This is a genomic window from Pseudomonas putida, from assembly GCF_028682455.1.
GTDB lineage: Bacteria > Pseudomonadota > Gammaproteobacteria > Pseudomonadales > Pseudomonadaceae > Aquipseudomonas > Aquipseudomonas putida_AA.
The window spans coordinates 705,850-727,355 of the sequence record NZ_JANHLD010000003.1; the positions used below are offsets into that span (position 1 = coordinate 705,850).

Sequence of the window (21,506 nt, forward strand, 5' to 3'; positions counted from 1 at the left end):
TTTTGCTGTGATTTGGGACAAGATGTCCCTGGGAAATAAGTTAAATGCGCGCGTCACTGTTCACTGCTCTTCCATTCGCCCTCGCTGCCAGTTTTGTTCAAGCACAATCCCTGCCAGAGGCCATGCAGAAAGCCCTTGAGGTGCATCCGGAAATCCAGGCCGGGGTCAACAGCCGTATCGCCGCCGACTACCAGTTGCGGGCTGCCAAGGGCGGCTATCTGCCGCGGGTCGATGTGCTGGCAGGCTACGGTCGCGAAGGCACCGACAGCCCGAGTACCGGCAACCGCTGGGAGACGCTGGATCGGGGTGAGTCCAGCGTGCGACTGCGGCAAATGGTTTTTGACGGTTTTGCCACCTCCAGTGAGGTCGGGCGTCAACAAGCCACCGTCAACTCCCGCGCCTATTCCTTGCTGGGCTCCTCGGAGCGCACCGCATTGACCGTAGCCCAGGTGTATCTGGATGTCCTGACCCGTCGTGAAATGGTGCGCCTGGCCGAAGACAACCTGCGCAGCCACGAACGCATTTTCGACCAGATCAAACTGCGTACTGCTCGCGGCGTAGGTCGGCTGGCTGACCTGGACCAGGCCGAAGCGCGCCTGGCGCAGGCCCAGAACAACCTGATCACCGAGCAGACCAACCTCGCAGACGCCAAGACCAACTACCTGAGCGTGGTCGGGCAGATGCCCGATGAGCTGAGCGCACCGGCACCATTCATTGATTTGCTGCCGGCCAACCTCGATGAAGCCCGTCAGCAAATGATCGAAAGCAGCCCGGTCCTGCGTTCGGCAGAGTCCGACATTGCGGCGGCCGAACAGCAATATGAAGCGGCGAAATCTTCGTTCTATCCTCGCTTCGATGCAGAGCTGGGTCGCACTGCCGATAACGATCTTGATGGAATGAACGGCCACAACAACGAATGGCAAGCTATGCTTCGCATGAGCTTCAACCTGTATGCCGGTGGTAGTAACAAGGCCGACCTGGAATCCAAGTCGTACTTGACCAACCAGGCGCTGGACATTCGAAACAATGCCTTGCGCCAGCTCAATGAGGAATTAGGCTTGGCATGGAATGCTATGGATAACGCCAACGCGCAATTGCCTATTGCCCAGCAATACGTCGATCGCAGCAGCAGCGTACGCGCTGCCTACCAGAAGCAATTCAGCCTTGGCGAGCGTACTTTGCTCGACTTGCTCGATAGCGAGAACGAACTCTTCACTGCCCAGCGCCGCCTGACGGAAGTGAAGTTCATTCAAGTGTTTACTCAATATCGAATCAAGGCGACCATTGGTCAGCTGCTCAAGAGCCAGGGTGTTGTCGCGCCAATGGCCACCGTTGTGCAGAACGATATGAAACCTAAAGTGAGCCTGCCAGGGATGAACTGAGGCTCGCTTTAATCTCCGAACGCAATTATCAAGAGAAGCCGCGTGGAATCAGAAGTCAGTCGAGTCCAACTCACCCATGATCCGCGCAGCCAGCACGACGATCCGTTGCTGGACAGCTTGCTGTCACTCTGTGTGCTGCACCAGAAGCCCGCCAGCCGGGCGATGTTGACCACCGGCCTGCCGTTGCCGGCCCAGCGCCTGAGCCCGGAGCTGCTGCCTCGTGCAGCGGCCCGTGCCGGTCTGCAGGGGCGTTTGCTGCAACGCAAGCTGGAGCAGATCCCGAGCATCGCCATGCCGGCCATGCTGCTGCTCAAGGATGGTCGCAGCACGGTATTGCTGGGCTGGGAGAACGAAGACACGGCGCGGCTGTTGCTTAGCGAGAGCGACGGCGGCGAGGTGCATGTCAGCCGCGAAGCCTTGCTGAGCGACTACAGCGGGCGGGTGTTCTTCGCCCAGCCGCAGCACAAGTTCGACGTCAATCACGGCACCTTGATCCCGCGTGCGCGCTCCTGGTTCCGTGACACCCTCAAGCGCAGCCGCTGGCTGTACATCGATGCCATCGCCGCAAGCCTGGTGATCAACCTGATCGCCCTGGCCGCGCCGCTGTTCGTGATGAACGTCTACGACCGCGTGGTACCCAACCAGGCCACCTCGACCCTCTGGGTGCTGGCCATCGGTATCAGCGGCGCCTACCTTTTCGACCTGGTGCTCAAGGGCTTGCGCAGCCTGTGCCTGGACCTTGCCGGTAAAAAGACCGACCTGATCATTTCCGCCACGTTGTTCGAGCGCATTGTCGGCATGGCAATGAAGTATCGCCCGGCACGGGTCGGCAGCTTTGCCCAGAATATCCACGAGTTCCAGGGGCTGCGGGACTTCCTCGCTTCGCTGACCCTGACCAGCTTGATCGACCTGCCTTTCACCCTGCTGATCCTGCTGGTGATCGCCATCATCGGTGGTCACCTGGTGTGGATCCCGATCATTGCCTTCCCGCTGGCCCTGGGCATCGGCTATGCCCTGCAGAAGCCCCTGGTAGCGACCCTTGAGCGCACCATGGCCCTGGCCTCCGAGCGCCAGTCGAGCCTGATCGAGACCCTGGCCGGCCTCGATGCGGTCAAGGTCAACAACGCCGAGAGCGAGCGCCAGTACATGTGGGAGCAGACCATCGGCACCCTCAGCCGCCTGGAGCTGCGGGTCAAGGTGCTGTCGGGCCTGGCGATGAACATCACCCTGCTGATCCAGCAACTGGCGGGCGTGGCGCTGATCTGTGCCGGTGTGTACCAGATCATGGCCGGCAACCTCAGCATGGGCGGCCTGATTGCCTGCTACATGCTCAGTGGCCGCGCGCTGGGTCCATTGGGCCAGCTGTCCGGGTTGTTGACCCGTTACCAGCAAGCCAAGGTCACCATGGTTTCTACCGACCAGATGATGGAGCTACCCCAAGAGCGCAACTTCGAAGAACGCCCACTGAGCCGTCGGGTGCTGCAAGGCGCCATCGAGTTCCGGGGTGTCGACTTTACCTACCCCAACCAGCAGAACCTGGCCCTCAAGGGCATCAACCTGACCATTCGCCCCGGCGAGAAGATTGGCATCATCGGCCGCAGCGGCTCGGGCAAGAGCTCACTGGCCAAGCTGGTGGTAGGCCTGTATGAAGCCGATCGAGGCTCGCTGCTGGTCGATGGCGTGGACATTCGCCAGATTGACGTCAGTGAGCTGCGCCACAACATCGGCTACGTACCCCAGGACATCCAGCTATTGGCAGGCACCTTGCGTGACAACCTGGTCAGCGGTGCCCGCTACGTCGAAGACGAAATGGTCCTGCAGGCCGCCGAGCTCTCGGGTGTTCACGAATTCGCCCGCCTGCACCCGCAAGGCTACGAGCTGCAGGTCGGCGAGCGCGGCCAGAACCTTTCCGGTGGTCAGCGCCAGAACGTTGCGTTGGGCCGGGCACTGTTGCTCAACCCACAGATCCTGCTGCTCGACGAACCTACCAGCGCCATGGACAACACCGGCGAAGAACGCCTCAAGCAACGCCTGCAAGCCGTCATCGAGAACAAGACCGTGGTCCTGGTTACCCATCGGGCATCGTTGTTGTCACTGGTTGACCGCCTGATCGTCGTGGACCGTGGACAGATTGTTGCGGATGGCCCGAAAGCCGCCGTCATGGATGCGCTGAAGAAGGGGCAGATCAGTGTTGCTTAAGATGGATATGGGGCAGTTCAAGGACAGCCTGCGCAAGTACTTCAAAGGCTCCGAGTCGTTCAGTGGCCAGCCACTGCCCGAGGTCAACAAGGCGCTGATCGAAGACGCGCCGCGTATCGTGCGCTTGACCATCTGGGGCGTGATCGCCTTCTTCCTGTTCCTGGGACTCTGGGCCAACTTCGCCATCATTGACGAGGTCACCCGCGGCGAAGGCAAGGCGATCCCGTCGTCCAAGCTGCAGAAGATCCAGAACCTGGAAGGCGGCATCGTTGCGCAGATCTACGCCAAAGAGGGAGAGATCGTCGAAATCGGCGATCCGCTGCTGCGCCTGGACGACACCCGTTTTGTCTCCAACGTTGGCGAGACCGAAGCCGACCGCCTGGCCATGGCCCTGCGGGTCGAGCGACTGAGTGCCGAGGTCGAAGACCGCCCACTGAAGATCGACGAAGAAATCCGCAAGGCTGCGCCCAGCCAGGCGGCCAACGAAGAGTCCCTGTACCAGAGCCGCCGCCAGCAACTGCAAGATGAAATCGGTGGCCTGCAGGAGCAGCTGGTGCAGAGGCAGCAGGAACTGCGCGAGTTCAGCTCCAAGCAGAGCCAGTACCGCAACAGCCTGCAGTTGCTGCGCCAGGAGATCAGCATGTCCGAGCCCCTGGTCGCCCAGGGCGCGATCTCCCAGGTTGAAGTGCTGCGGCTCAAGCGCGCCGAGGTAGAGAACCGCGGCCAGCTGGATGCCACCTCGCTGGCCATTCCACGCGCCGAGTCGGCGATCAAGGAAGTCGAGCGCAAGATCGACGAGACTCGCGGTAAGTTTCGCAGCGAAGCCCTCACCCAGCTCAATGAGGCACGTACCGACCTGAGCAAGGCCCAGGCTACCGGCAAGGCCCTGGATGATCGTGTCAGCCGCACCCTGGTGACCTCGCCAGTGCGCGGTATCGTCAAGCAGCTGCTGGTGAACACCATCGGTGGCGTGATCCAGCCCGGCAGCGACCTGGTCGAGATAGTCCCGCTGGATGACACCTTGCTGGTGGAAGCGCGCATACGTCCGCAAGACATCGCCTTCCTGCACCCAGGCCAGGAAGCCATGGTCAAGTTCACCGCCTATGACTTCACCATTTATGGTGGCCTCAAGGCCAAGCTGGAGCAGATCGGCGCCGATACCATCACCGACGAAGACAACAACACCTTCTATGTGATCAAGCTGCGCACCGAGCGCAGTCACCTGGGCACCGACGAGAACCCGCTGCTGATCATTCCCGGCATGGTGGCTTCGGTGGATATCATCACCGGCAAGAAAAGCGTGCTGAGCTATCTGCTCAAGCCGATCATCCGCGCGCGGGCTGAAGCACTGCGCGAACGCTGACAACATCGCGGGGCAAACCCGCTCCTCCTGTAGGAGCAGGCTTGCCCCGCGATTGCGTATCAGGCGTACTGAGCTGCTGCGTTGCTCAAGGTTTGCGCAATCTGCTGGCGCAATACCAAGGGCTGCTCGACGATCAGCCCATCCCCCTGACTCAACAACCACCAGCGCAACTGCCAGCTATTACTCACTGTCGCCCGCAAGCGGTGCCCTTGGTCCAGCGGGGTCAGTTGCATGTCTGCCGACAACGGCGTCTCGCGTACCAGGCGCGCCAGGTTATCGCTGATCCAGGCCTGCAGCTCGATCTTGTCGGTATCGCCAAACTGCAGGGCGTCGCTGCGCAGGTAGGCTTGCAGGTCGAAATCACGCAAGCCCTGGGTGGCTTGGTCGAGAATGCGCAATTTGCGAAAACGATGCACGGCGAACTGGCGAATATCGCCATAGGGCACAGCGGTCGCGATGAGGTAGCTGATCTGGCCTCGCTGGATCAATGCCAGCGGATTGAGGGTCAGCTCGCTTAGCTTGTCGTTGTGCGCCGAGTAGTACTGGCAGTGCAGCTGGTATTCCTCAAGCAAGGCCTGCTGCACGGTTTCCAGGATGCTGTCGGGCACTTCCGGGGCCTGCATGTTCAGGTCGGCGCGCACGCTGGCGACTTTGTCCAGCCAGCGCGCAACCTTGTTTGCCCCGGACAGGTGCTCGAGCTTTTGCCGGGCATGGCTGAAACGCGCATCCAGCACCTTGAGCATGCTTCCAGGCAGCAATGGTCGAACCGCTTCTTCGACCAGGGCCAGGCTCAGGGCTTCGTTGACACTGATCCCGCGCAGCTCGACGCAGGCATTGGCTGCCCAGTGCCAACCATACGGGATGCTCTTGTCGTTGCGCTCGAGCGGGAAGATCAGCGACAACTCGTTCAGGTCACGTTCGATGCTGCGCTTGCTGATGGAAAAGCCTGCATCCTGCAGGCGCGCAACCAACTCGGCACTGGTCAATCCCGGTGAGCGGCTGGGCAACTGGCGCAGCAACTCCCATTGACGGCTGAGGGTGGCGCGGGTGGTGGCAGAGGGCAAAAGAGGGCGTCCTTGTCTAATCTTGCGGTTGTAGCATGGCTTCAACGCAGTGATATGGCAATTAGCCATTTCAGTATCCAGATCAAGGACGAGCAGTTGATTTGCCCCGACCGAATCGTTCGCGACAGGTTTTGTCGTGACCCTGAGCAGAATCACGCCTCATTACACCCGCTGTCGGAACCGTGGGTTGTTCAATGAGGATGAACATGTCAGCTGCCAGCAACATCTACCCACTGCTCGAGCGCTTGCTGCCCGAGCGCATCGTGCCTGCGCCTGGACGCCCCGGCCATTTGCAGCGGTTGTATGCCGGGGTGGGCATGCCCAGCCAACGGGCAGTGCTGGGCGATAGCTTCAGCCTGATCAACCGGCTGGAGGAGGCCAGCGACCTGCAGGCCCTGTATACCGACCTGCGCAGCCATGCACTCGAGGGTAATGTGGCCGCGCTCAACGACCTGGGGTGGATTTGGCTCAACGGCAAATACTGGCGTGCCGACCCCACGCTTGCCGGGCACCTGCTGCGCATGGCCGCGCTGCAGGGCAGTGCGCCGGCCTGGTTCAACCTGGGCCAGCAGTATTACTTCGGCAAGGGCGTGCAAGTGGCCTATGCCACCGCGGCGGAGTACTACCAGCAAGCCTTCGAGCGCGGCCTTGAGCAGGCCGCCGCGACGCTGGGCGACCTCTACGAGGAAGAAATCTGCGACAGCGACGAGCAGCTCTGGAGTGTCGACTTGCACCAGGCCTATCGCTGGTTCCTGCGGGGGGCGCAGCGGGGCGATGCACGTTGCCGCTTTGAGGTGGGCTACCGGCTGCTGCATGGGCAAACGGTAGCGGTCGACCACAAGGCCGGCATCTATTGGCTGGAGCTGGCGGCCGTGGCTGGCGTGATGCAGGCGGCCGAAGAGCTGGCCGTGCATTTCAGTCTGTCCAGCAACGCCTTGCGCTACCTGTTCTGGCGCGATCAGGCCATCAACCTCGGCAGTCCACTGGCCTTGAGCATGAAACTCGACGATCAGCTGCAGCCGTGAGCGTAACGCCTGTCAGCGCTGCTTGACGTCGGGGGTGGGGGACGAAGTATATTGATAGTTAGCAAACTATGAATATGGCGACGACCTTCCTTTCATGACTCTCGATGCACTGCAGCAGAACATCAGCAGCGGTATGGTGGTGGCCGGTCGGCACTGGCGGCGGATCTGCCAGGCGACCCTGGCCGGCTATGGTGTTTCCGAAGCCTGCGCAATACCGTTGCTGATGATCGTGCGCTTGGGCGATGGCGTGCACCAGGTGACTGTGGCCCAGGCCGCCGGGCTTGAAAGCCCGTCGCTGGTGCGCCTGCTCGATCAGCTGTGCAACGCCGGGTTCGTCTGCCGAAGTAGTGATCCGGTGGATCGCCGCGCCAAGGCCTTGAGCCTGACGCCAAGCGGCCGTGTGCTGGCCGAGGCTATCGAAGGCGAACTGGTGCGCCTGCGTCGCGAGGTTCTGCAAGGCATCGAAGAAGCCGACTTGCTGGCCACCCTGCGCGTATTGCGCGCCTTTGAGACTGCGGCCCAACGTACCCCGGGTGTACCGTCATGAAAGGTTTCTTCAGCACCCTGCCACCGGCCCGCGACTGGTTCTACGGCGTACGTACCTTCACCGCCTCGATGATCGCCCTGTACATCGCCTTGCTCATGCAACTGCCTCGGCCCTATTGGGCCATGGCCACGGTGTACATCGTCTCCAGCCCCTTTGTCGGCCCCACCAGTTCCAAGGCGCTGTACCGTGCCATGGGTACCCTGCTGGGGGCGGCGGGGGCTGTTTTTCTGGTGCCGTTGCTGGTACAGACGCCGGTGCTGCTGACCGTGGCCATCGCCCTGTGGACCGGCACCTTGCTGTTCCTTTCGCTGCACCTGCGTACCGCCAACAGCTACGCGCTGATGCTGGCCGGCTACACCTTGCCGATGATCGCCCTGCCCGTGGTCGATGACCCGCTGAGGGTGTTCGACATCGCCTCGTCCCGGGCCCAGGAAATCTGCCTGGGTATCGTCTGTGCCGCCGTGGTCGGGGCCATCTTCTGGCCGCGCCGGCTGACCCCGGTGGTGGTGGGCGCGACGGGCAACTGGTTCAACGAAGCCATCCGCTACAGCGACACCTTTCTTGCCCGCACGGCCTCGCCCGAGTCCGTCGGCAGCCTGCGTGCATCGATGGTCGCTACCTTCAATACGCTGGAGCTGATGATTGGCCAGCTGTCCCACGAAGGTGCCCGCCCGCAGACGGTGAAAAACGCCCGCGAGCTGCGCGGGCGGATGATCCACTTGTTGCCGGTGGTCGATGCCCTGGACGATGCCTTGCTGGCCCTGGAAGCCCGCGCGCCGGCGCAGGCCGAACAGCTGAAGCCGGTGCTGGAACAGGCGCGCGAGTGGCTCAAGAACACGGCCAGCGATGCCACGCCAAGCCGCTGGTCGACCTTGCGCGCACAGCTCGAACACTTGCAGCCCAGCGCGGCAGACCTCGACGAGCGCGCCTCGCTGTTGTTGTCCAACGCGTTGTACCGCCTGGCCGAATGGGTCGATCTCTGGCAGGACTGCTGCAGCCTGCAGCATGCCATTCGCAATGAAGACCTGTCGCCCTGGCGTGCGGTGTACCGGCACTGGCGCCTGGGCCGGCTGACGCCGTTCTTCGACCGTGGGCTGATGCTCTACTCGGTATTCTCCACCGTCACCGCTATCATCGCGGCCACCACCTTGTGGATTCTCTCGGGCTGGAACGAGGGCGGCAGCGCGGTGATTCTCGCCGCCGTGGCCTGCAGCTTCTTCGCCGCCATGGATGACCCTGCACCGCAAATCTATCGGTTCTTTTTCTGGACGGCCGCATCGGTGGTCTTTGCCAGCCTCTACCTGTTCCTGGTGTTGCCCAACCTGCACGACTTCCCCATGCTGGTGCTGGCTTTTGCGGTGCCTTTCATTTGCGTGGGTACCCTGACGGTACAGCCGCAGTTCTACCTCGGCACCTTGCTGACCATCGTCAACACCGCCTCGTTCATCAGCATCCAGGGTGCCTACGACGCCAACTTCCTGACCTTCGTCAACTCCAACCTGGCAGGGCCGGTGGGGCTGCTGTTCGCCTTTATCTGGACCCTGGTGATGCGCCCGTTCGGCGTGGAGCTGGCGGCCAAGCGCCTGACCCGTTTCAGCTGGCGCGACATCGTCGGCATGACTCGCCCGGCGACCCTGGCCGAGCACCGGCGCCTGGGCGTGCAGATGCTCGATCGGCTGATGCAGCACCTGCCGCGCCTGATCCAGACCGGCCAGGACACTGGTACCGCCCTGCGTGACCTGCGCGCCGGCCTGAACCTGCTCGACTTGCTGGCCTACATGCCACGGGTCGGCGAACAGCCACGGCAGTTGCTGGCGCAGGTGGTGGAGGAGGTGGGCGAACACTTCCAGGCCTGCCTGGACGCCCGCCGCCGCCTGCATGTGCCCCCTGTGCTGCTGCAGAGCATGGAACGGGCCCGCCGTGCCCTCAACCTCAATGACCTGGCCGACAGCGCCGAAGCCCGTGTGCACCTGCTGCATGCCTTGAGCGGCTTGCGCCTGGCGCTGCTGCCTGGCGTCGAGGTGGTGCTGGAGCCCTCCGACGATCAGCCGCAACTACCCTATGGCATCGATGGAGCGCCCCTGTGATCGGTGAGCTGGATATCAGCGGGGTCTTTCTGCCCACGCTGCTGGTGATGATGGTACTGACCTACCTGTTGTTTCTCGGGGTGCACGCCGTGCTCACCCGTATGCATTTCTACCGCCTGGTCTGGCACCGGGCGTTGTTCAACGTTGCGCTTTACGCCGTGCTGCTCGGCACGGTCGACCACTTTTGCCGAAACCTGATGCTGCCATGAAAAAACCCTTGTTTACCCTGGGCCGCGTGGTCCTGACCCTGCTGGTAGTGACCCTGGCGACCGTACTGGTCTGGCAGATGGTCATGTACTACATGTTCGCCCCCTGGACCCGGGACGGGCACATCCGCGCCGACGTGATCCAGATCGCCCCCGACGTGTCCGGGCTGATTCAGAAGGTCGAGGTGCACGACAACCAGGTGGTCAAGCGCGGCGACGTGTTGTTCACCATCGACCAGGACCGCTTCAAGCTGGCCCTGCGTCATGCCCAGGCGAGCCTGGCCGAGCGCAAGGAAACCCTGGCCCAGGCCAGCCGGGAAACCCGCCGTAACCGTGGCCTGGGTAACCTGGTGGCGCAGGAACAACTGGAAGAGAGCCAGTCCCGCGAAGCACGGGCCCAATCGGCGCTGGCCGAGGCGCAGGTGGCCGTGGACGCCGCGCAGTTGAACCTGGACCGCTCGGTGGTGCGCAGCCCGGTGGACGGCTACCTCAACGACCGCGCGCCACGGCCCCATGAATTCGTCAGCGCGGGCAAGCCGGTGCTCTCGGTGGTCGACAGCAACTCCTACCACGTCGATGGCTACTTCGAAGAAACCAAGCTGTCAGGCATCCATATCGGTCAGGCTGTGGATATCCGCGTGATGGGCGACAACGCTCGCTTGCGCGGCCATGTGCAGAGTTTTGCCGCCGGCATCGAAGACCGCGACCGCAGCAGCGGCGCCAACCTGCTGCCCAACGTCAACCCGGCGTTCAGCTGGGTGCGCCTGGCCCAGCGTATTCCGGTACGGATCGCCTTCGACGAAGTGCCGGCTGACTTTCGCATGATCGCCGGGCGTACCGCGACCGTGTCGATCATCGACGGTAAATATCAATGAAACGCCTGTCGCTGCTGGGCCTGAGCCTGATGCTGTCGGCTTGCCAGATGGTCGGGCCGGACTACAAGGTGCCCGAGAATGCGGCCGTCCAGCGCCCCGACCTGCAGGGTGCGCTGCGCCAGGATGCCAACAGTGTGGTGTCTGCGCCGGTGCCCCGGGACTGGTGGCACCTGTACAAGGACCCGCGGCTCGACAGCCTGGTCAACCAGGCCCTGGCCGCCAACACCGAACTGCGCGTAGCGGCCGCCAACATCGCCCGTGCCCGCGCCCAGGTTGAAGTGGCCGAATCCCAGGGTGGCCTCAACGGTGGCGTGAAGCTCGGTGCCCAGCGCTTGCAGGAGTCTGGCGAGGCCTTCCTGCAGCCCGAGAAAGTGCCGGTGGCCAATATCGGCGAGGCCATTATCAGTGCCTCCTACCAGTTCGACCTGTGGGGTACCCTCAAGCGCGGTGTCGAAGCCGCCCAGGCCAATGCCGATGCTACCCAGGCCGCGGCTGATACCGCCCGCATCACCCTGGTGGCCGACGTGGTGCGCGCCTACACCCAGGTGTGCGCGGCCAACGAGGAATACCATATTGCCCGCGCGTCGCTGGACCTGCAGGAGCAAAGCGTGACCCTCACCCAGCGCCTGCGCGACGCCGGGCGTGGCGATGAAACCCAGGTGACCCGGTCGCAGACCCAGTTCAAGTCGCTGCGCGCCGAGCTGCCCCGTTACCAGGCTGCGCGGGAAGCTGGCTTGTACACGCTGTCGATGCTGTTGGCCAAGCCGGTTGACCAGTTGCCGGCCGGCACTGCCGAGTGTGCGGAGCTTCCGCATATTGCCCAGGTATTGCCCGTGGGTGATGGCGCCGCCCTGCTCAAGCGCCGGCCGGATATCCGCCAGGCCGAACGCAGCCTGGCGGCGGCCACCGCGACCATCGGCGTGGCCACCGGCCAGCTGTACCCGGACATCAGCATCGGCGCCCAGGTGGGCACCATCGGTATTCTGGACAACCTTGGCGAACCTGCGACCAACCGCTGGGGCTTTGGCCCGTTGCTGACCTGGACTGTGCCGACCAATGGCTCACGGGCCCGTATCCGCCAGGCCGAGGCCTCGACCCAGGCGGCGCTGGCGCATTTTGACGGCGTGGTGCTCAATGCCATCCGCGAGACCCAGACCAGCCTGGCCACGTACAGCGCATTGCTGCAGCGCCGCGACGCGCTGGCCGATGCCGAGCGTTCGGCGCAACTGGCGGCCGACCAGACCCACCGCTTCTACAAGGCCGGGCGCGAATCGTTCCTGGCCGACCTGCAGGCGACGCGCACCTACACCGACATGCGCTCGCAACTGGCGATGGCCAATACCCAGGTGGCCATTGGGCAGATCGGGTTGTTCCTGGCGCTAGGCGGCGGTTGGTAGGGGCGGGCTTGCCCCGCGATGCCTACCACCAGTCCCCCAGGCCTGCGCAATCAGCTCACTTGTCCATAAACCCCTTGAGCATCTCGATCGGCAACGGAAACACGATGGTCGACGACTTGTCCCCGGCGATGCTGCCCAAGGTCTGCATATAGCGCAGTTGCATGGCTCCCGGCTGGCGCCCGAGCATTTCGGCCGCCTGCATCAGCTTCTCCGATGCCTGCAGCTCACCCTCGGCATGGATCACCTTGGCCCGCCGTTCACGTTCGGCCTCGGCCTGGCGGGCAATGGCGCGAATCATCGACTCGTTGAGGTCGACATGCTTGATTTCGACATTGGCCACCTTGATCCCCCAGGCGTCGGTCTGGGCGTCGAGCACCTGGCGAATGTCGAGGTTCAGGCGTTCGCGTTCGGCCAGCAGCTCATCCAATTCATGCTTGCCCAGCACCGCGCGCAAGGTGGTCTGGGCCAGTTGGCTGGTGGCCGTGAGAAAGTCCTCGACCTGAATGATCGCCTTCTGCGGGTCGAGCACGCGAAAGTAGATCACCGCGTTGACCTTCACCGAGACGTTGTCGCGGGTGATCACGTCCTGCGGCGGCACATCCAGCACCACGGTGCGCAGGTCCACCCGGACCATCTGCTGGATACCCGGAATCAGCAGCACCAGCCCCGGCCCCTTGACCCGCCAGAAGCGGCCGAGCTGGAACACCACGCCCCGCTCGTACTCGCGAAGGATGCGAAACGCCGACAGCAACAGCACTGCGGTCAATGCCAGCAGTGCGCCGAAGCCCAGTTCGAAAAACATGCTCAGTCTCCTTGCGCCGCGGCGCTGACGTCCAGAAGTACGCCCTTGCGAGAGATCACCCGGACGCGTTGCCCCACCTGCAATGGCGTCTGGCACTGGGCCTGCCATTGCTCACCCTGTGCCTGGACGGACCCGATGAACGGGTCGCTGTCGTTCACCGCCATGACCGTGGCAAGGCTTCCCACCAGCCCGGCATCACCGCTGACCAGCGCGCGCCTGCGCGCTTTCATGGCCATGCCCAGCACGCCGCCAAGCAGCAGCGCCGAAAGCACGGCCAGGAACAGGATCAACGGCAAGGGGATACCGAAACCGGGGACGTCGGTGTCCATCAGGATCACCGCACCCACCACGAAGGCGACGATGCCGCCAAAGCCGACCACGCCAAAACTGGGCATGAACGCTTCGGCAATCATGAAGGCCACGCCCAGCAGAATCAGCCCGATACCGGCATAGCTCACCGGCAGCAGTTGCAAGGCATACAAGGCCAGCAGCAGGCAGATACCGCCAATCACCCCGCCCACGCCGGAACCTGGGCTCATGAACTCGAACATCAGGCCGTACACACCGATCATGATCAGAATCAGCGCCACGCTTGGGTTGGTGACAACCGCCAGCAGCCGTGTGCGCCAGTCGGGCTGGCGCTCGATCAGCGGTGCGCTGGCGGTATCGAGCAGCACTGTTTGTCCGGCCGCCTCCAGGGACTTGCCGTCGAGCTGGCGCAACAGATCGGGCAGGTCGTTGGCCACCCGGTCGATCACTTTCAGGCGCAAGGCTTCACTCGCCGGCAGGCTCACGGCTTCACGTACCGCCTGCTCGGCCCAGTCGGCGTTGCGCCCGCGCAGTTGGGCCAGCCCGCGGATATAGGCGGCCGCATCGTTGACCTGCTTGCGCGTCAGGGTGTCCTGTTCGTTCGGCGCGGGTTGCTTGTCGCCGGTCGGTGCCGCCGGCGGGGCGGCCGGGTCCTTGGGGGCGCCGGGCAGGCCGCCGATCTGCACCGGTGTGGCGGCGCCCAGGTTGGTGCCCGGGGCCATGGCCGCGACATGACTGGCATACAGGATGTAGGTGCCGGCACTGGCGGCCCGGGCGCCGCCAGGGGCGACAAAGCTTGCCACCGGTACGGGGCTGGCGAGGATTGCCTTGATGATCTCGCGCATCGAGCTGTCCAGCCCGCCCGGGGTGTCGAGGCGGATCACCACCAATTGCGCCTGCGCGGTCTTGGCGTGGTCCAGGCCACGCACCAGATAATCGGCACTGGCCGGACCAATGGCGCCGTCGATGCTCAGTACCAGCACCGGCTGGCCGGACGCAGCCTGGCTGCCCGCAAGCCCGCCGAGCCACAACAGCAGTAGCAGGTATCGACACCAACGAGCGATCACCTGAATTCACCCGGTTTGTGCGTGTCCAATAAGTTTAGTCCGCTGCCTCAGGCAGCACGGCCTAAACTTCAGAAGTGGGGGGCTACAACCGGAGGTGCATCATGCGTATGGCAAAAACGCTGCAGCAGTGCCTGGACAAGGCTGGCTGCGACTACGACATCGTTCCTCACGCGCACTCATCCACCAGCCTGGAGTCGGCACGCATGGCGGGGGTGCCCGCCGAGCGGGTGGCCAAGTCGGTCATGCTCGACGACCGCCATGGCAATTACCTGATGGCCGTGCTGCCCGCCAACCGCCACCTGGACATGAGCAAGGTACAGGCCACCGGCCAGTGGCACATGACCTCGGAAAGCAACCTGCCCCACCTGTTTGGCGATTGCGAACGCGGCGCCATTCCGGCGATGGGGGATGCCTACTCGATCAAGATGCTGGTCGACCCGACCCTGACCCGCCAGGGCGATATCTATGTCGAGGCTGGCGATCACGACCACCTGATCCACATGAACATGACGCAGTACCTGAAACTGGTGCCGAACGCCGAAGTGCGCGAGGTTTGCTGATGATCAACCCACTGCCAGGCTGGCGTCGTGGATGCCCGGCCTGGCCCTAAGGAGCGACCCCATGGAAGCACCCAACCATAAGTTCTCGGAATTGTTCAAACAGCTGGGCCTGCCCGACGATCCTGTCGGTATCGACCAGTTCATTACCAGCCATTCACCCCTCAAGGGCGACATAAAACTGGTGGATGCGCCGTTCTGGACACCGGCCCAGAAGGCCTTTTTGCAGGAGAGCGTGACCGAAGATGCCGACTGGGCGGTGATGTTCGACCAGCTTAACGAGGCGCTGCGAAATAAACGCTGAGCGGCACCTGATACCGGCGTTCGGCGTTGCTATGCTCAGAAAAAAACAACAGGGGGATAGCGCCAATGAAAGATCCCTATGCCGTCGGTTTCTGGTGTGCCGTAACAGCCTTGGGTCTGCTGACCGTCGGTTATTTCTATGGTGTCAAACAGACTTACCAACTGCATCAGGCGATGGTGTTCCTCTATGCCGCCGGGGGCGTGATCGGAGCGCTGGCCTTGACCGCGCTGGCCTGGATTGCCTGGCAGCAGTTGCGGGTCAGCAAGCGCCAACTGGCCCAGGGGCGCACGCTGGTCGCCATCTGGAATACCAAGGTGGCCTTGCGCCGGGTCGAGACCGTGTTCGACCGCTACTTCTGGGGCAGCTACTGGCAGCCGGGGCGCACGTTCCAGGAAGTCATGGGCGAGCTTGAAGGCACGCCTCTGGAGCAAAGCCTCGAAGCCCTGAAACGTCAGTGCCGGGAGCTGGACAAGGAAACCCATGACCTGCGCCGTCACTGGCTGGACAACGCCCGAGAGCTGTCCACCGTTGCGACGGCGATGGCCCGCGAGCGGTATCAATTGGACTTGTGCGATTCACAGCAAAGCAGCGGTCGTGGTGGTGCGGTGCTCAACCGCGACCTGGAAGTGCTGGTGTACACCTGGTCGGCCCGCCTGCGCAGCTTCGACCACCAGCTCGACGAGCTGGAGGGCGAATACCGCTGAGGGCGTCGCGGCGCATCAATCGCCGCGAATGTACTGTTCCAGCTGCAGGATCATGTTGGCCTGCTCGGCGATGGCTTCTTTGACAAGGTCACCGATCGACAGCAGGCCCAGCAGCTCGCCGTTCTCTACCACCGGCAGGTGACGCAGGTGGCTGTTGGTCATCATGTTCATGCAGTACTCGATGTTCTGGTGCGGGTCCACCGTGATCACCGGCGCGCTCATGATCGCGCTGACAGGCGTGCCGACCGATGAGCGACCCTTGAGCACCATCTTGCGCGCATAGTCGCGCTCACTGACGATCCCCACTACATGCCCGCCCTCGACCACCGGCAGGGCGCCGACGTTCTTCTCGGCCATCAACTTCAGCGCATCGAGCACCATCTGGTTTGGGCCAATGGTATGAACCTGATGGTGCTGCTGGGCTTTGGTTTTAAGAAGCTGTGCCACGGTTTTCATAGAGGCCTCTGCAATGCTGGGAGTTGATGACGGCAGATACCTACAGAATCGTGTACAGATGGCCCTACGGCAAGGGAGAAAGCGGCATCGACCCGATTGAAAAACGTCATGGCCGGCAATCGCGCTGCCCCGCCGGGTTGTCACTCGACCCGGCGGGGCCTTTGGTTCAGCCCTTGTGCACGATCACCTGGCTGTTCAGGTCATTGAGCATGGCGTCTACCACAGGCCTCATCTTCTCGTAGTCGGCAATGCTGCAGACCGCCTTGGGGTAGTGGAAGTCCATGCGGCGCTTGACCACCACATTGTTGCCCTGCTGGGTGTACTCGGCGGAGTAGTCAATGAACTCGTCCTTGAGGGTCACCGTCTTGGGCGCGGCCAGAATCTTCACATCCGCCGGGAATTCGTAGCGGGCCTGCTCCTCGGTCACACCCGAGATACAGGTGAAGGGCTGGGTGCGTTGTTTCTCGGCGACAAAGCCGAACACGTTCTGGGCGATGCCACCGGCCAGGCTGGTGAGGGTCGGCACGCCGATCGGACCTGGCAGGTTGGCCAGGTTCTCGCTGCGACCGGTTATCTGGATTTCGAAGGCACCGCTGCCGTTGAGGTCGTCGCTGCTGGTCTTGCCGCTACCGGTCTGGCCGTAGGAGGCGAGGATCTGCTGGACCATCAGGTCGCGCTGGGCCGGGGTCATGTTGCGAACGCCCCAACGGTTCAGCTCTGCCGCCCAGCCGTCGATCCTCGAGACATGCTGGAAGTCGGCTGCGCCACTGCCGGTCACGGTGAAGGTGGTGCTGTTTTGCACCTTGCTCAATTGCCTGGCCGGGGTGTGGCCCAGGGTGCCAGTGCGGGCCAGCAGGGTGGGTTTGTCCAGCACCGGCACCGGCAGGTAGCCGCTGGCGATGGATTCGACAGTGGAGTCCAGGTACAGGTCCAGGCTCGGGATGTAGGTGATCACATGGTTGATCACCCCCAGGGTGGCTACCTTGGGCAGCGCAAAGGCATTGCCCAGGTTGACCAGCGCCGGGGTGCTGTCGATGTCCACTGCGGCCAGCAGGGCTTCGAGCAGGGCGACATGGTCCTTGCAGTCGCCATAGCGATTGCTCAGTACGGTATCGGCGGCATGGGGCACCACGCCACCGGCGCCGATGTACACCGCCACGTAGCGAATGTTGCGGCGCACCCAGTCGCCCAGCGCCAGGGCTTTGTCCCGTGGGTTGTCGAGCTTGGCGGTCAGCGAGTGGGCCAGTTCACGGATGGCCGGGGTGACTTCGGGTGTGGCCCGCGCGGCGTAGGCCTTGGCGAAAGCGCTGTAGTCAGCGAAGGTCGAAACGGCCAGGTACTTGCCGTAGTCCGAGTACGCTACGGCGCCCAATTCGACACGGGCATTGTCGCCCTGCACGTAGTCCCACTGGTACACGGTGCGTCCGCCAGTAGTCTTGGGTGGCGTGGCCTTGAAGCCTCTGGCGTCGGCATGCAGCTTGAAGTCTGCCGGCAGATCGTAGATCTGGGTGAACTGTTTGGTCGGGTGGAACTGAGGCATTGTCAGGTCTTCGAACTGGCCGGGAAACAGCGGCGTCTTGCGCTGTTTCTTGACGCTCAGCACCAGCCGATCACCCACCGCCACCTCGGGGAAGATCACCACCTTGACCAGGCTGTCGTGGAACATCGGTGCTTGCGCCGACTGTTGCTCCTGTTGTTCCTTGATTTGCTCGGGGCCGACCACAACCTTGCGGCCGTCGGGCTTCTGGGTATAGGCCTGGAGTACCTCGAGGGTTTCCAGGGTGCGGTTGTAATACAGCGAATGCTGGGCGCGGTACTGGATTGCGCGCTCTTCGTTGATCAGGCTGACCAGCTCCTGCGTGGTCTCATAGCTGCCGTCGGCGGCAACGGTGGTGCGTTGAATGTCCTTTTCAATGGTGACAGAGGGGTCGGTGCCGTCATCGTTGGCCTGGGCCAGGTTGAGCATCAGCAAACAGCACAGCAGCCCGACCAGTCGGGTCGGGGTCAAAGCGAGGCGCTTCATAAAGATCCTTCTCGTGTAGAGGAATTCCAGCGGACTGATTGGCGAATGCGAATCAGTCCGCTGTATTTTGCCTCAATTGCACCCCGACGCGCTGGAAACTTCCTGGCTGGCCTCTTGCAACGCGGCTGCCACGGCGGCGGCATCGTTGGCGGTGTACACCCGGCCACCGGTGTTCTTTGCCGCGCAGTTGGAGCCGGAGCTTGCGCTGATGTTGACGATGTTGATACGCAAGCGCGGTTGTTGCTCGGCGATCTGGCGCGACACCGCACACACGCTTTGCCCACAGCTGTCACTGCCGTCGACGAACATGATGATCACCCCATCGCGGTTACGGCCGTTCATTCTCGCTGCGGCCGCTTCCAGGCTGATGCCCAGCGCGGTCCCGCCCTGGGGCTGCAACTGACTGATGCGCTGGGTCAGTTCGCCACGCTGGCTGGGGTCGAACACCCCATGATCCACCGGCGTGCGGCAACCATCGAAGGTCACCAGGCGCATATCGATGCCCTGATGCAGGTTCTGGATCACGGTCGTGAGCGAGCTTTTGGCGACATCCATGCGCGAGACTCGCTGGTTGGTGTCATACGGCAAGAACTCCTCCACCAGCGGCACCTGGCGCAGCAAGGTGATGTACCACGCCTCGTTTTCGCGCTTGATCCGGATTCGCTCGTCCATCGACCCCGAGGTGTCGAGCACCACGGCAAACTCCGAGGCCTGGGAGTTGCCGCCCGGCGTACAGATCTGGGCTTGTGGGGTAAAGGTTATCCACAGTTGGCGCAACCACGGCCACCCCAGGTACAGCCCGTACAGCAGGGCGAGCAGCAACAGGCCCAGCAGCCAGGGCCACAGCACCAGCGGGCGGCGGGGAGGCACCGGGAGGGGCGGCGGCGGTGCGGGGGCGGGCCTGGGCGCGGCCATGGGCGGCGCAGGCGCTTTGGGTGCAATCGGTGCCTGCGCCGGTTGTGGCTGGCCCCAGCGCACCACCAGCGGCTCGCCATTGATGCTGTACAGGTTGTTCAGGTCCGGGGCGCCGATCAGCCTGGCCAGCGCTTGGGCAGCCGCACCCTGACCGCGTCGCTCGAGTTCCCGGGCCAACTGCTGGACCGCTGCCTGACGCTCTTCATAGCGCTGCAGCAGCACGGCCTGTTGCTGGCGCTCGAGGCTGGCGTAGAGATGCGGCTGGCCTTCCAGCGCCGTCCACCATTCCAGCACGCCATTGCTGCCCTGGCGCGGTGTGGCGTAGAGGTGGGCGATGCTGGGCGGAAAGTGCTGGCGTATGAGCCCCACTGTCTGTTCAAGCGCCTCGGCGGCGTCCTGGTTGGCCTGGGTATCGCGCAGTACTCGTTGCATGGTTTCGATTCCCTAGTCGCACTTGGCAGTGCCAGACACATCCTGGCTGGCCCCTTCCAGGGCCACCGCCAGCTGCGAAGCATTGTTTGCCGAATACACCCGGCCCCCGGTGCTGTCGGCGATGCAGTCGGCCAGGCTGTTGTTGCTGATGTTGATCAGGTTGACCTTGAGCCGCGGTTGCTCGCGGGCAATGCGTTGCGCCACGTCGCAGACGTTCTGGCCGCAACCGTCCGCGCCGTCGACGAACATCACGATCACGCCATCGCGCTCGCGACCATCCATGCTGCGCGCGGCCGCCTCGAGGCTGGCGCTCAGCGCCGTACCATCGTTGGCCACCAGCCCCTGGATGCCCTGGATCAACGCGGGTCGCTGGGCAAGGTTGAACACGCCGTGGTCTACCGGCGTGCGGCAGCCGTCGAAGGTCACGATGCGCATGTCGATGGCAGGGTGCAGGTCGTTGACCATCTGCGTCAGCGACTGTTTGGCCACCTCCATGCGCAGCGGGGCGTGGGTGATGCGGGACAGGCGTTCAAGATCCCGCTCTGGGTTGTCCTGGTTCTCGAAGAACCATTTTTCGTCCTCGAGCGTGGCGTCGACACTCAGTTGCATGGAGCCTGAGGTATCCAGTACCACCGATAGCTGCGGTGGTTGTACCTGGGGATCCTTGACGCAGGCAAAGGGCTTTGCCGGCTCGCTGTGCAACCAGCGTTGCAGGTAGGGCCAGCCGAACCACAACGCCGCCAGCAGGGCCAGTAACGCCAGCAATGGCAGCAGGAACCACGGCAGCCAGATCCATTTGCGGCGGGACCTGGCCACAGGCCTGGCCGCTGGCGGTGGTGCCACGGCTGCAGGCTCACCCCAGCGCACCAGCAACGGGTAGCCGTTGACGCTGTAGAGGTTGTTCAGATCGGCCGGGCCGATAAGGCGGCGCAAGGCCGACGCGTCACTGGCCTGGCCACGGCTGTCCAGCTCGCCCGCCAGCTGGCGCAGGGCATCCTGGCGCTGCTCGTACAGGCTCAACAACGCCGCTTGCTGTTCGGCGCCTAGCTCGCCATATGAACGCGGCTGCCCCTCCAGCTCCGTCCACCATTCCCGCGCGCCGTCCTTGCCCGTACGCGGGAGGGCATACAACTGGGCAACGCTGGGGGGAAAGTGCTTGGTGATGATCGCGACTGTCTGTACGAGCGCGGCCAGGCCGTGGTGGTCCGGCCCGGCATCACGGGTAACCCGTTGCATGGTGATGTCCTGAAAAAAGATCGGCAGCCGAAGCTGCCGAGAGGGGGCTTACTCGTAACCCAGACTCAACTGCAGGCGACTGACCTGCTGCTGCAGTGCCTTGAGTTGCTGCTTGCGAGCTTCGACCTGGGCGTTGCTGGCATTGCTAGCCGGGGCGCTCTGGGCAGACTTGAGCTGTTTTTCCAGCCCGGCAATCTGCTGCTGCACGTCGCCCTTGTTTGCGTGCCGGGCCTTGAGCGTACTCAGCAAACCGTTGAGCGACTTCTCAAGGTTGGCCTGCTGACGCTGCTGGGTAGCCAGGTCCTGGCGGGTGGATGCCTGCAGGGCGCTGAGCTCGTCAAAGACTTGGTTGAACTGGCGGTTCTGCTCGCGAGCGGCGACCAGCTCCTGTTCGCTGTTGTGCACCTGCTCGGCATAGCCGCCGCCGTAGTCGCAATTGAGCTTGCTGACCAGGCTGGCGCTGCTGTCGGAGGCGTTGCACTGCGAGGCGGTGGTGGTGCAGCCGGCCAGGGTGGTCAGCATCAGGGCGCTAAGGCCGATTCGTACCAACATGGAA

20 protein-coding genes are annotated in these 21,506 nt (G+C 63.3%); 12 read left to right on the top strand and 8 right to left on the bottom strand.

Annotated elements, in window-relative coordinates; translation table 11 throughout:
* Positions 1 to 44: 44 nt before the first annotated feature.
* Genes NPS58_RS20380 through NPS58_RS20390 form a run of 3 tightly spaced genes read left to right on the top strand, consistent with a single transcriptional unit; the run spans position 45 to position 4,944 of the window.
* Positions 45 to 1,382: a TolC family outer membrane protein gene (locus NPS58_RS20380; protein WP_274117091.1), complete on the top strand. Its 1,338-nt coding sequence runs from the start codon at positions 45 to 47 to the stop codon at positions 1,380 to 1,382.
* 42 nt (positions 1,383 to 1,424) lie between these two features.
* On the top strand, positions 1,425 to 3,581 hold the full coding sequence (locus NPS58_RS20385; protein WP_274117092.1) for a type I secretion system permease/ATPase: 2,157 nt from the start codon (positions 1,425 to 1,427) through the stop codon (positions 3,579 to 3,581).
* Between the two features lies 1 nt (position 3,582).
* A complete protein-coding gene (locus NPS58_RS20390) occupies positions 3,583 to 4,944 on the top strand; it encodes an HlyD family type I secretion periplasmic adaptor subunit (protein ID WP_425313103.1) in 1,362 nt (453 codons plus the stop codon).
* Positions 4,945 to 5,003: 59 nt separating this feature from the next.
* Here NPS58_RS20390 and NPS58_RS20395 read toward each other — a convergent pair whose 3' ends face one another.
* A complete protein-coding gene (locus tag NPS58_RS20395; RefSeq protein ID WP_274117094.1) occupies positions 5,004 to 6,008 on the bottom strand; it encodes a helix-turn-helix transcriptional regulator in 1,005 nt (334 codons plus the stop codon).
* Between the two features lie 206 nt (positions 6,009 to 6,214).
* On the opposite strand from NPS58_RS20395, the gene NPS58_RS20400 reads away from it, so the two are divergent.
* From NPS58_RS20400 to NPS58_RS20425, 6 genes are all read left to right on the top strand, one after another.
* Complete coding sequence (locus tag NPS58_RS20400) at positions 6,215 to 7,033, top strand: tetratricopeptide repeat protein (RefSeq protein WP_274117095.1); 819 nt, start codon at positions 6,215 to 6,217, stop codon at positions 7,031 to 7,033.
* Positions 7,034 to 7,127: 94 nt separating this feature from the next.
* Complete coding sequence (locus NPS58_RS20405; protein WP_274117096.1) at positions 7,128 to 7,580, top strand: MarR family winged helix-turn-helix transcriptional regulator; 453 nt, start codon at positions 7,128 to 7,130, stop codon at positions 7,578 to 7,580.
* On the top strand, positions 7,577 to 9,667 hold the full coding sequence (locus NPS58_RS20410; RefSeq protein WP_274117097.1) for an FUSC family protein: 2,091 nt from the start codon (positions 7,577 to 7,579) through the stop codon (positions 9,665 to 9,667). The genes NPS58_RS20405 and NPS58_RS20410 overlap by 4 nt, the downstream gene beginning before the upstream one ends.
* Positions 9,664 to 9,876, top strand: coding sequence for a DUF1656 domain-containing protein (locus NPS58_RS20415; protein WP_157190716.1), 213 nt, complete (start codon positions 9,664 to 9,666; stop codon positions 9,874 to 9,876). Before NPS58_RS20410 ends, NPS58_RS20415 begins: the two co-directional genes overlap by 4 nt.
* Positions 9,873 to 10,748 carry an efflux RND transporter periplasmic adaptor subunit gene (locus tag NPS58_RS20420; RefSeq protein ID WP_274117098.1) on the top strand — a complete coding sequence of 292 codons (876 nt, stop codon included), beginning with the start codon at positions 9,873 to 9,875 and terminating at the stop codon, positions 10,746 to 10,748. The genes NPS58_RS20415 and NPS58_RS20420 overlap by 4 nt, the downstream gene beginning before the upstream one ends.
* On the top strand, positions 10,745 to 12,145 hold the full coding sequence (locus NPS58_RS20425) for an efflux transporter outer membrane subunit (RefSeq protein ID WP_274117099.1): 1,401 nt from the start codon (positions 10,745 to 10,747) through the stop codon (positions 12,143 to 12,145). Before NPS58_RS20420 ends, NPS58_RS20425 begins: the two co-directional genes overlap by 4 nt.
* 55 nt (positions 12,146 to 12,200) lie before the next feature.
* Here the strand turns inward: NPS58_RS20425 and NPS58_RS20430 are convergent, their stop codons facing one another.
* Both NPS58_RS20430 and NPS58_RS20435 read right to left on the bottom strand, forming a co-directional pair.
* The gene (locus tag NPS58_RS20430) at positions 12,201 to 12,947 is read right to left on the bottom strand and encodes a slipin family protein (RefSeq protein WP_274117100.1); all 747 of its coding nucleotides are present in this window, start codon (positions 12,945 to 12,947) and stop codon (positions 12,201 to 12,203) included.
* Between the two features lie 2 nt (positions 12,948 to 12,949).
* Positions 12,950 to 14,323: an NfeD family protein gene (locus NPS58_RS20435; protein ID WP_274117101.1), complete on the bottom strand. Its 1,374-nt coding sequence runs from the start codon at positions 14,321 to 14,323 to the stop codon at positions 12,950 to 12,952.
* Between the two features lie 101 nt (positions 14,324 to 14,424).
* Between NPS58_RS20435 and NPS58_RS20440 the strand changes: the two genes are divergently transcribed.
* The 3 genes from NPS58_RS20440 (at position 14,425) to NPS58_RS20450 (ending at position 15,888) form a co-directional block, all read left to right on the top strand.
* Complete coding sequence (locus NPS58_RS20440; protein WP_045181194.1) at positions 14,425 to 14,883, top strand: aminoacyl-tRNA deacylase; 459 nt, start codon at positions 14,425 to 14,427, stop codon at positions 14,881 to 14,883.
* A gap of 61 nt (positions 14,884 to 14,944) precedes the next feature.
* The gene (locus tag NPS58_RS20445; protein WP_274117102.1) at positions 14,945 to 15,184 is read left to right on the top strand and encodes a DUF2789 domain-containing protein; all 240 of its coding nucleotides are present in this window, start codon (positions 14,945 to 14,947) and stop codon (positions 15,182 to 15,184) included.
* A 65-nt stretch (positions 15,185 to 15,249) separates the two neighbouring features.
* Positions 15,250 to 15,888 (top strand): hypothetical protein, encoded by a 639-nt coding sequence (locus tag NPS58_RS20450; protein ID WP_028943811.1) that lies wholly within the window; start codon positions 15,250 to 15,252, stop codon positions 15,886 to 15,888.
* Positions 15,889 to 15,903: 15 nt separating this feature from the next.
* Here the strand turns inward: NPS58_RS20450 and NPS58_RS20455 are convergent, their stop codons facing one another.
* From NPS58_RS20455 to NPS58_RS20475, 5 genes are all read right to left on the bottom strand, one after another.
* Positions 15,904 to 16,344 carry a CBS domain-containing protein gene (locus NPS58_RS20455; RefSeq protein WP_274117103.1) on the bottom strand — a complete coding sequence of 147 codons (441 nt, stop codon included), beginning with the start codon at positions 16,342 to 16,344 and terminating at the stop codon, positions 15,904 to 15,906.
* 166 nt (positions 16,345 to 16,510) lie between these two features.
* Positions 16,511 to 18,367, bottom strand: coding sequence for a DUF3857 domain-containing transglutaminase family protein (locus tag NPS58_RS20460; protein WP_274117104.1), 1,857 nt, complete (start codon positions 18,365 to 18,367; stop codon positions 16,511 to 16,513).
* A 72-nt stretch (positions 18,368 to 18,439) separates the two neighbouring features.
* On the bottom strand, positions 18,440 to 19,714 hold the full coding sequence (locus NPS58_RS20465) for a VWA domain-containing protein (protein WP_274117105.1): 1,275 nt from the start codon (positions 19,712 to 19,714) through the stop codon (positions 18,440 to 18,442).
* A 12-nt stretch (positions 19,715 to 19,726) separates the two neighbouring features.
* Positions 19,727 to 20,950: a hypothetical protein gene (locus tag NPS58_RS20470; protein ID WP_274117106.1), complete on the bottom strand. Its 1,224-nt coding sequence runs from the start codon at positions 20,948 to 20,950 to the stop codon at positions 19,727 to 19,729.
* A gap of 48 nt (positions 20,951 to 20,998) precedes the next feature.
* A complete protein-coding gene (locus tag NPS58_RS20475) occupies positions 20,999 to 21,502 on the bottom strand; it encodes a hypothetical protein (RefSeq protein WP_274117107.1) in 504 nt (167 codons plus the stop codon).
* Between the last annotated feature and the right edge of the window lie 4 nt (positions 21,503 to 21,506).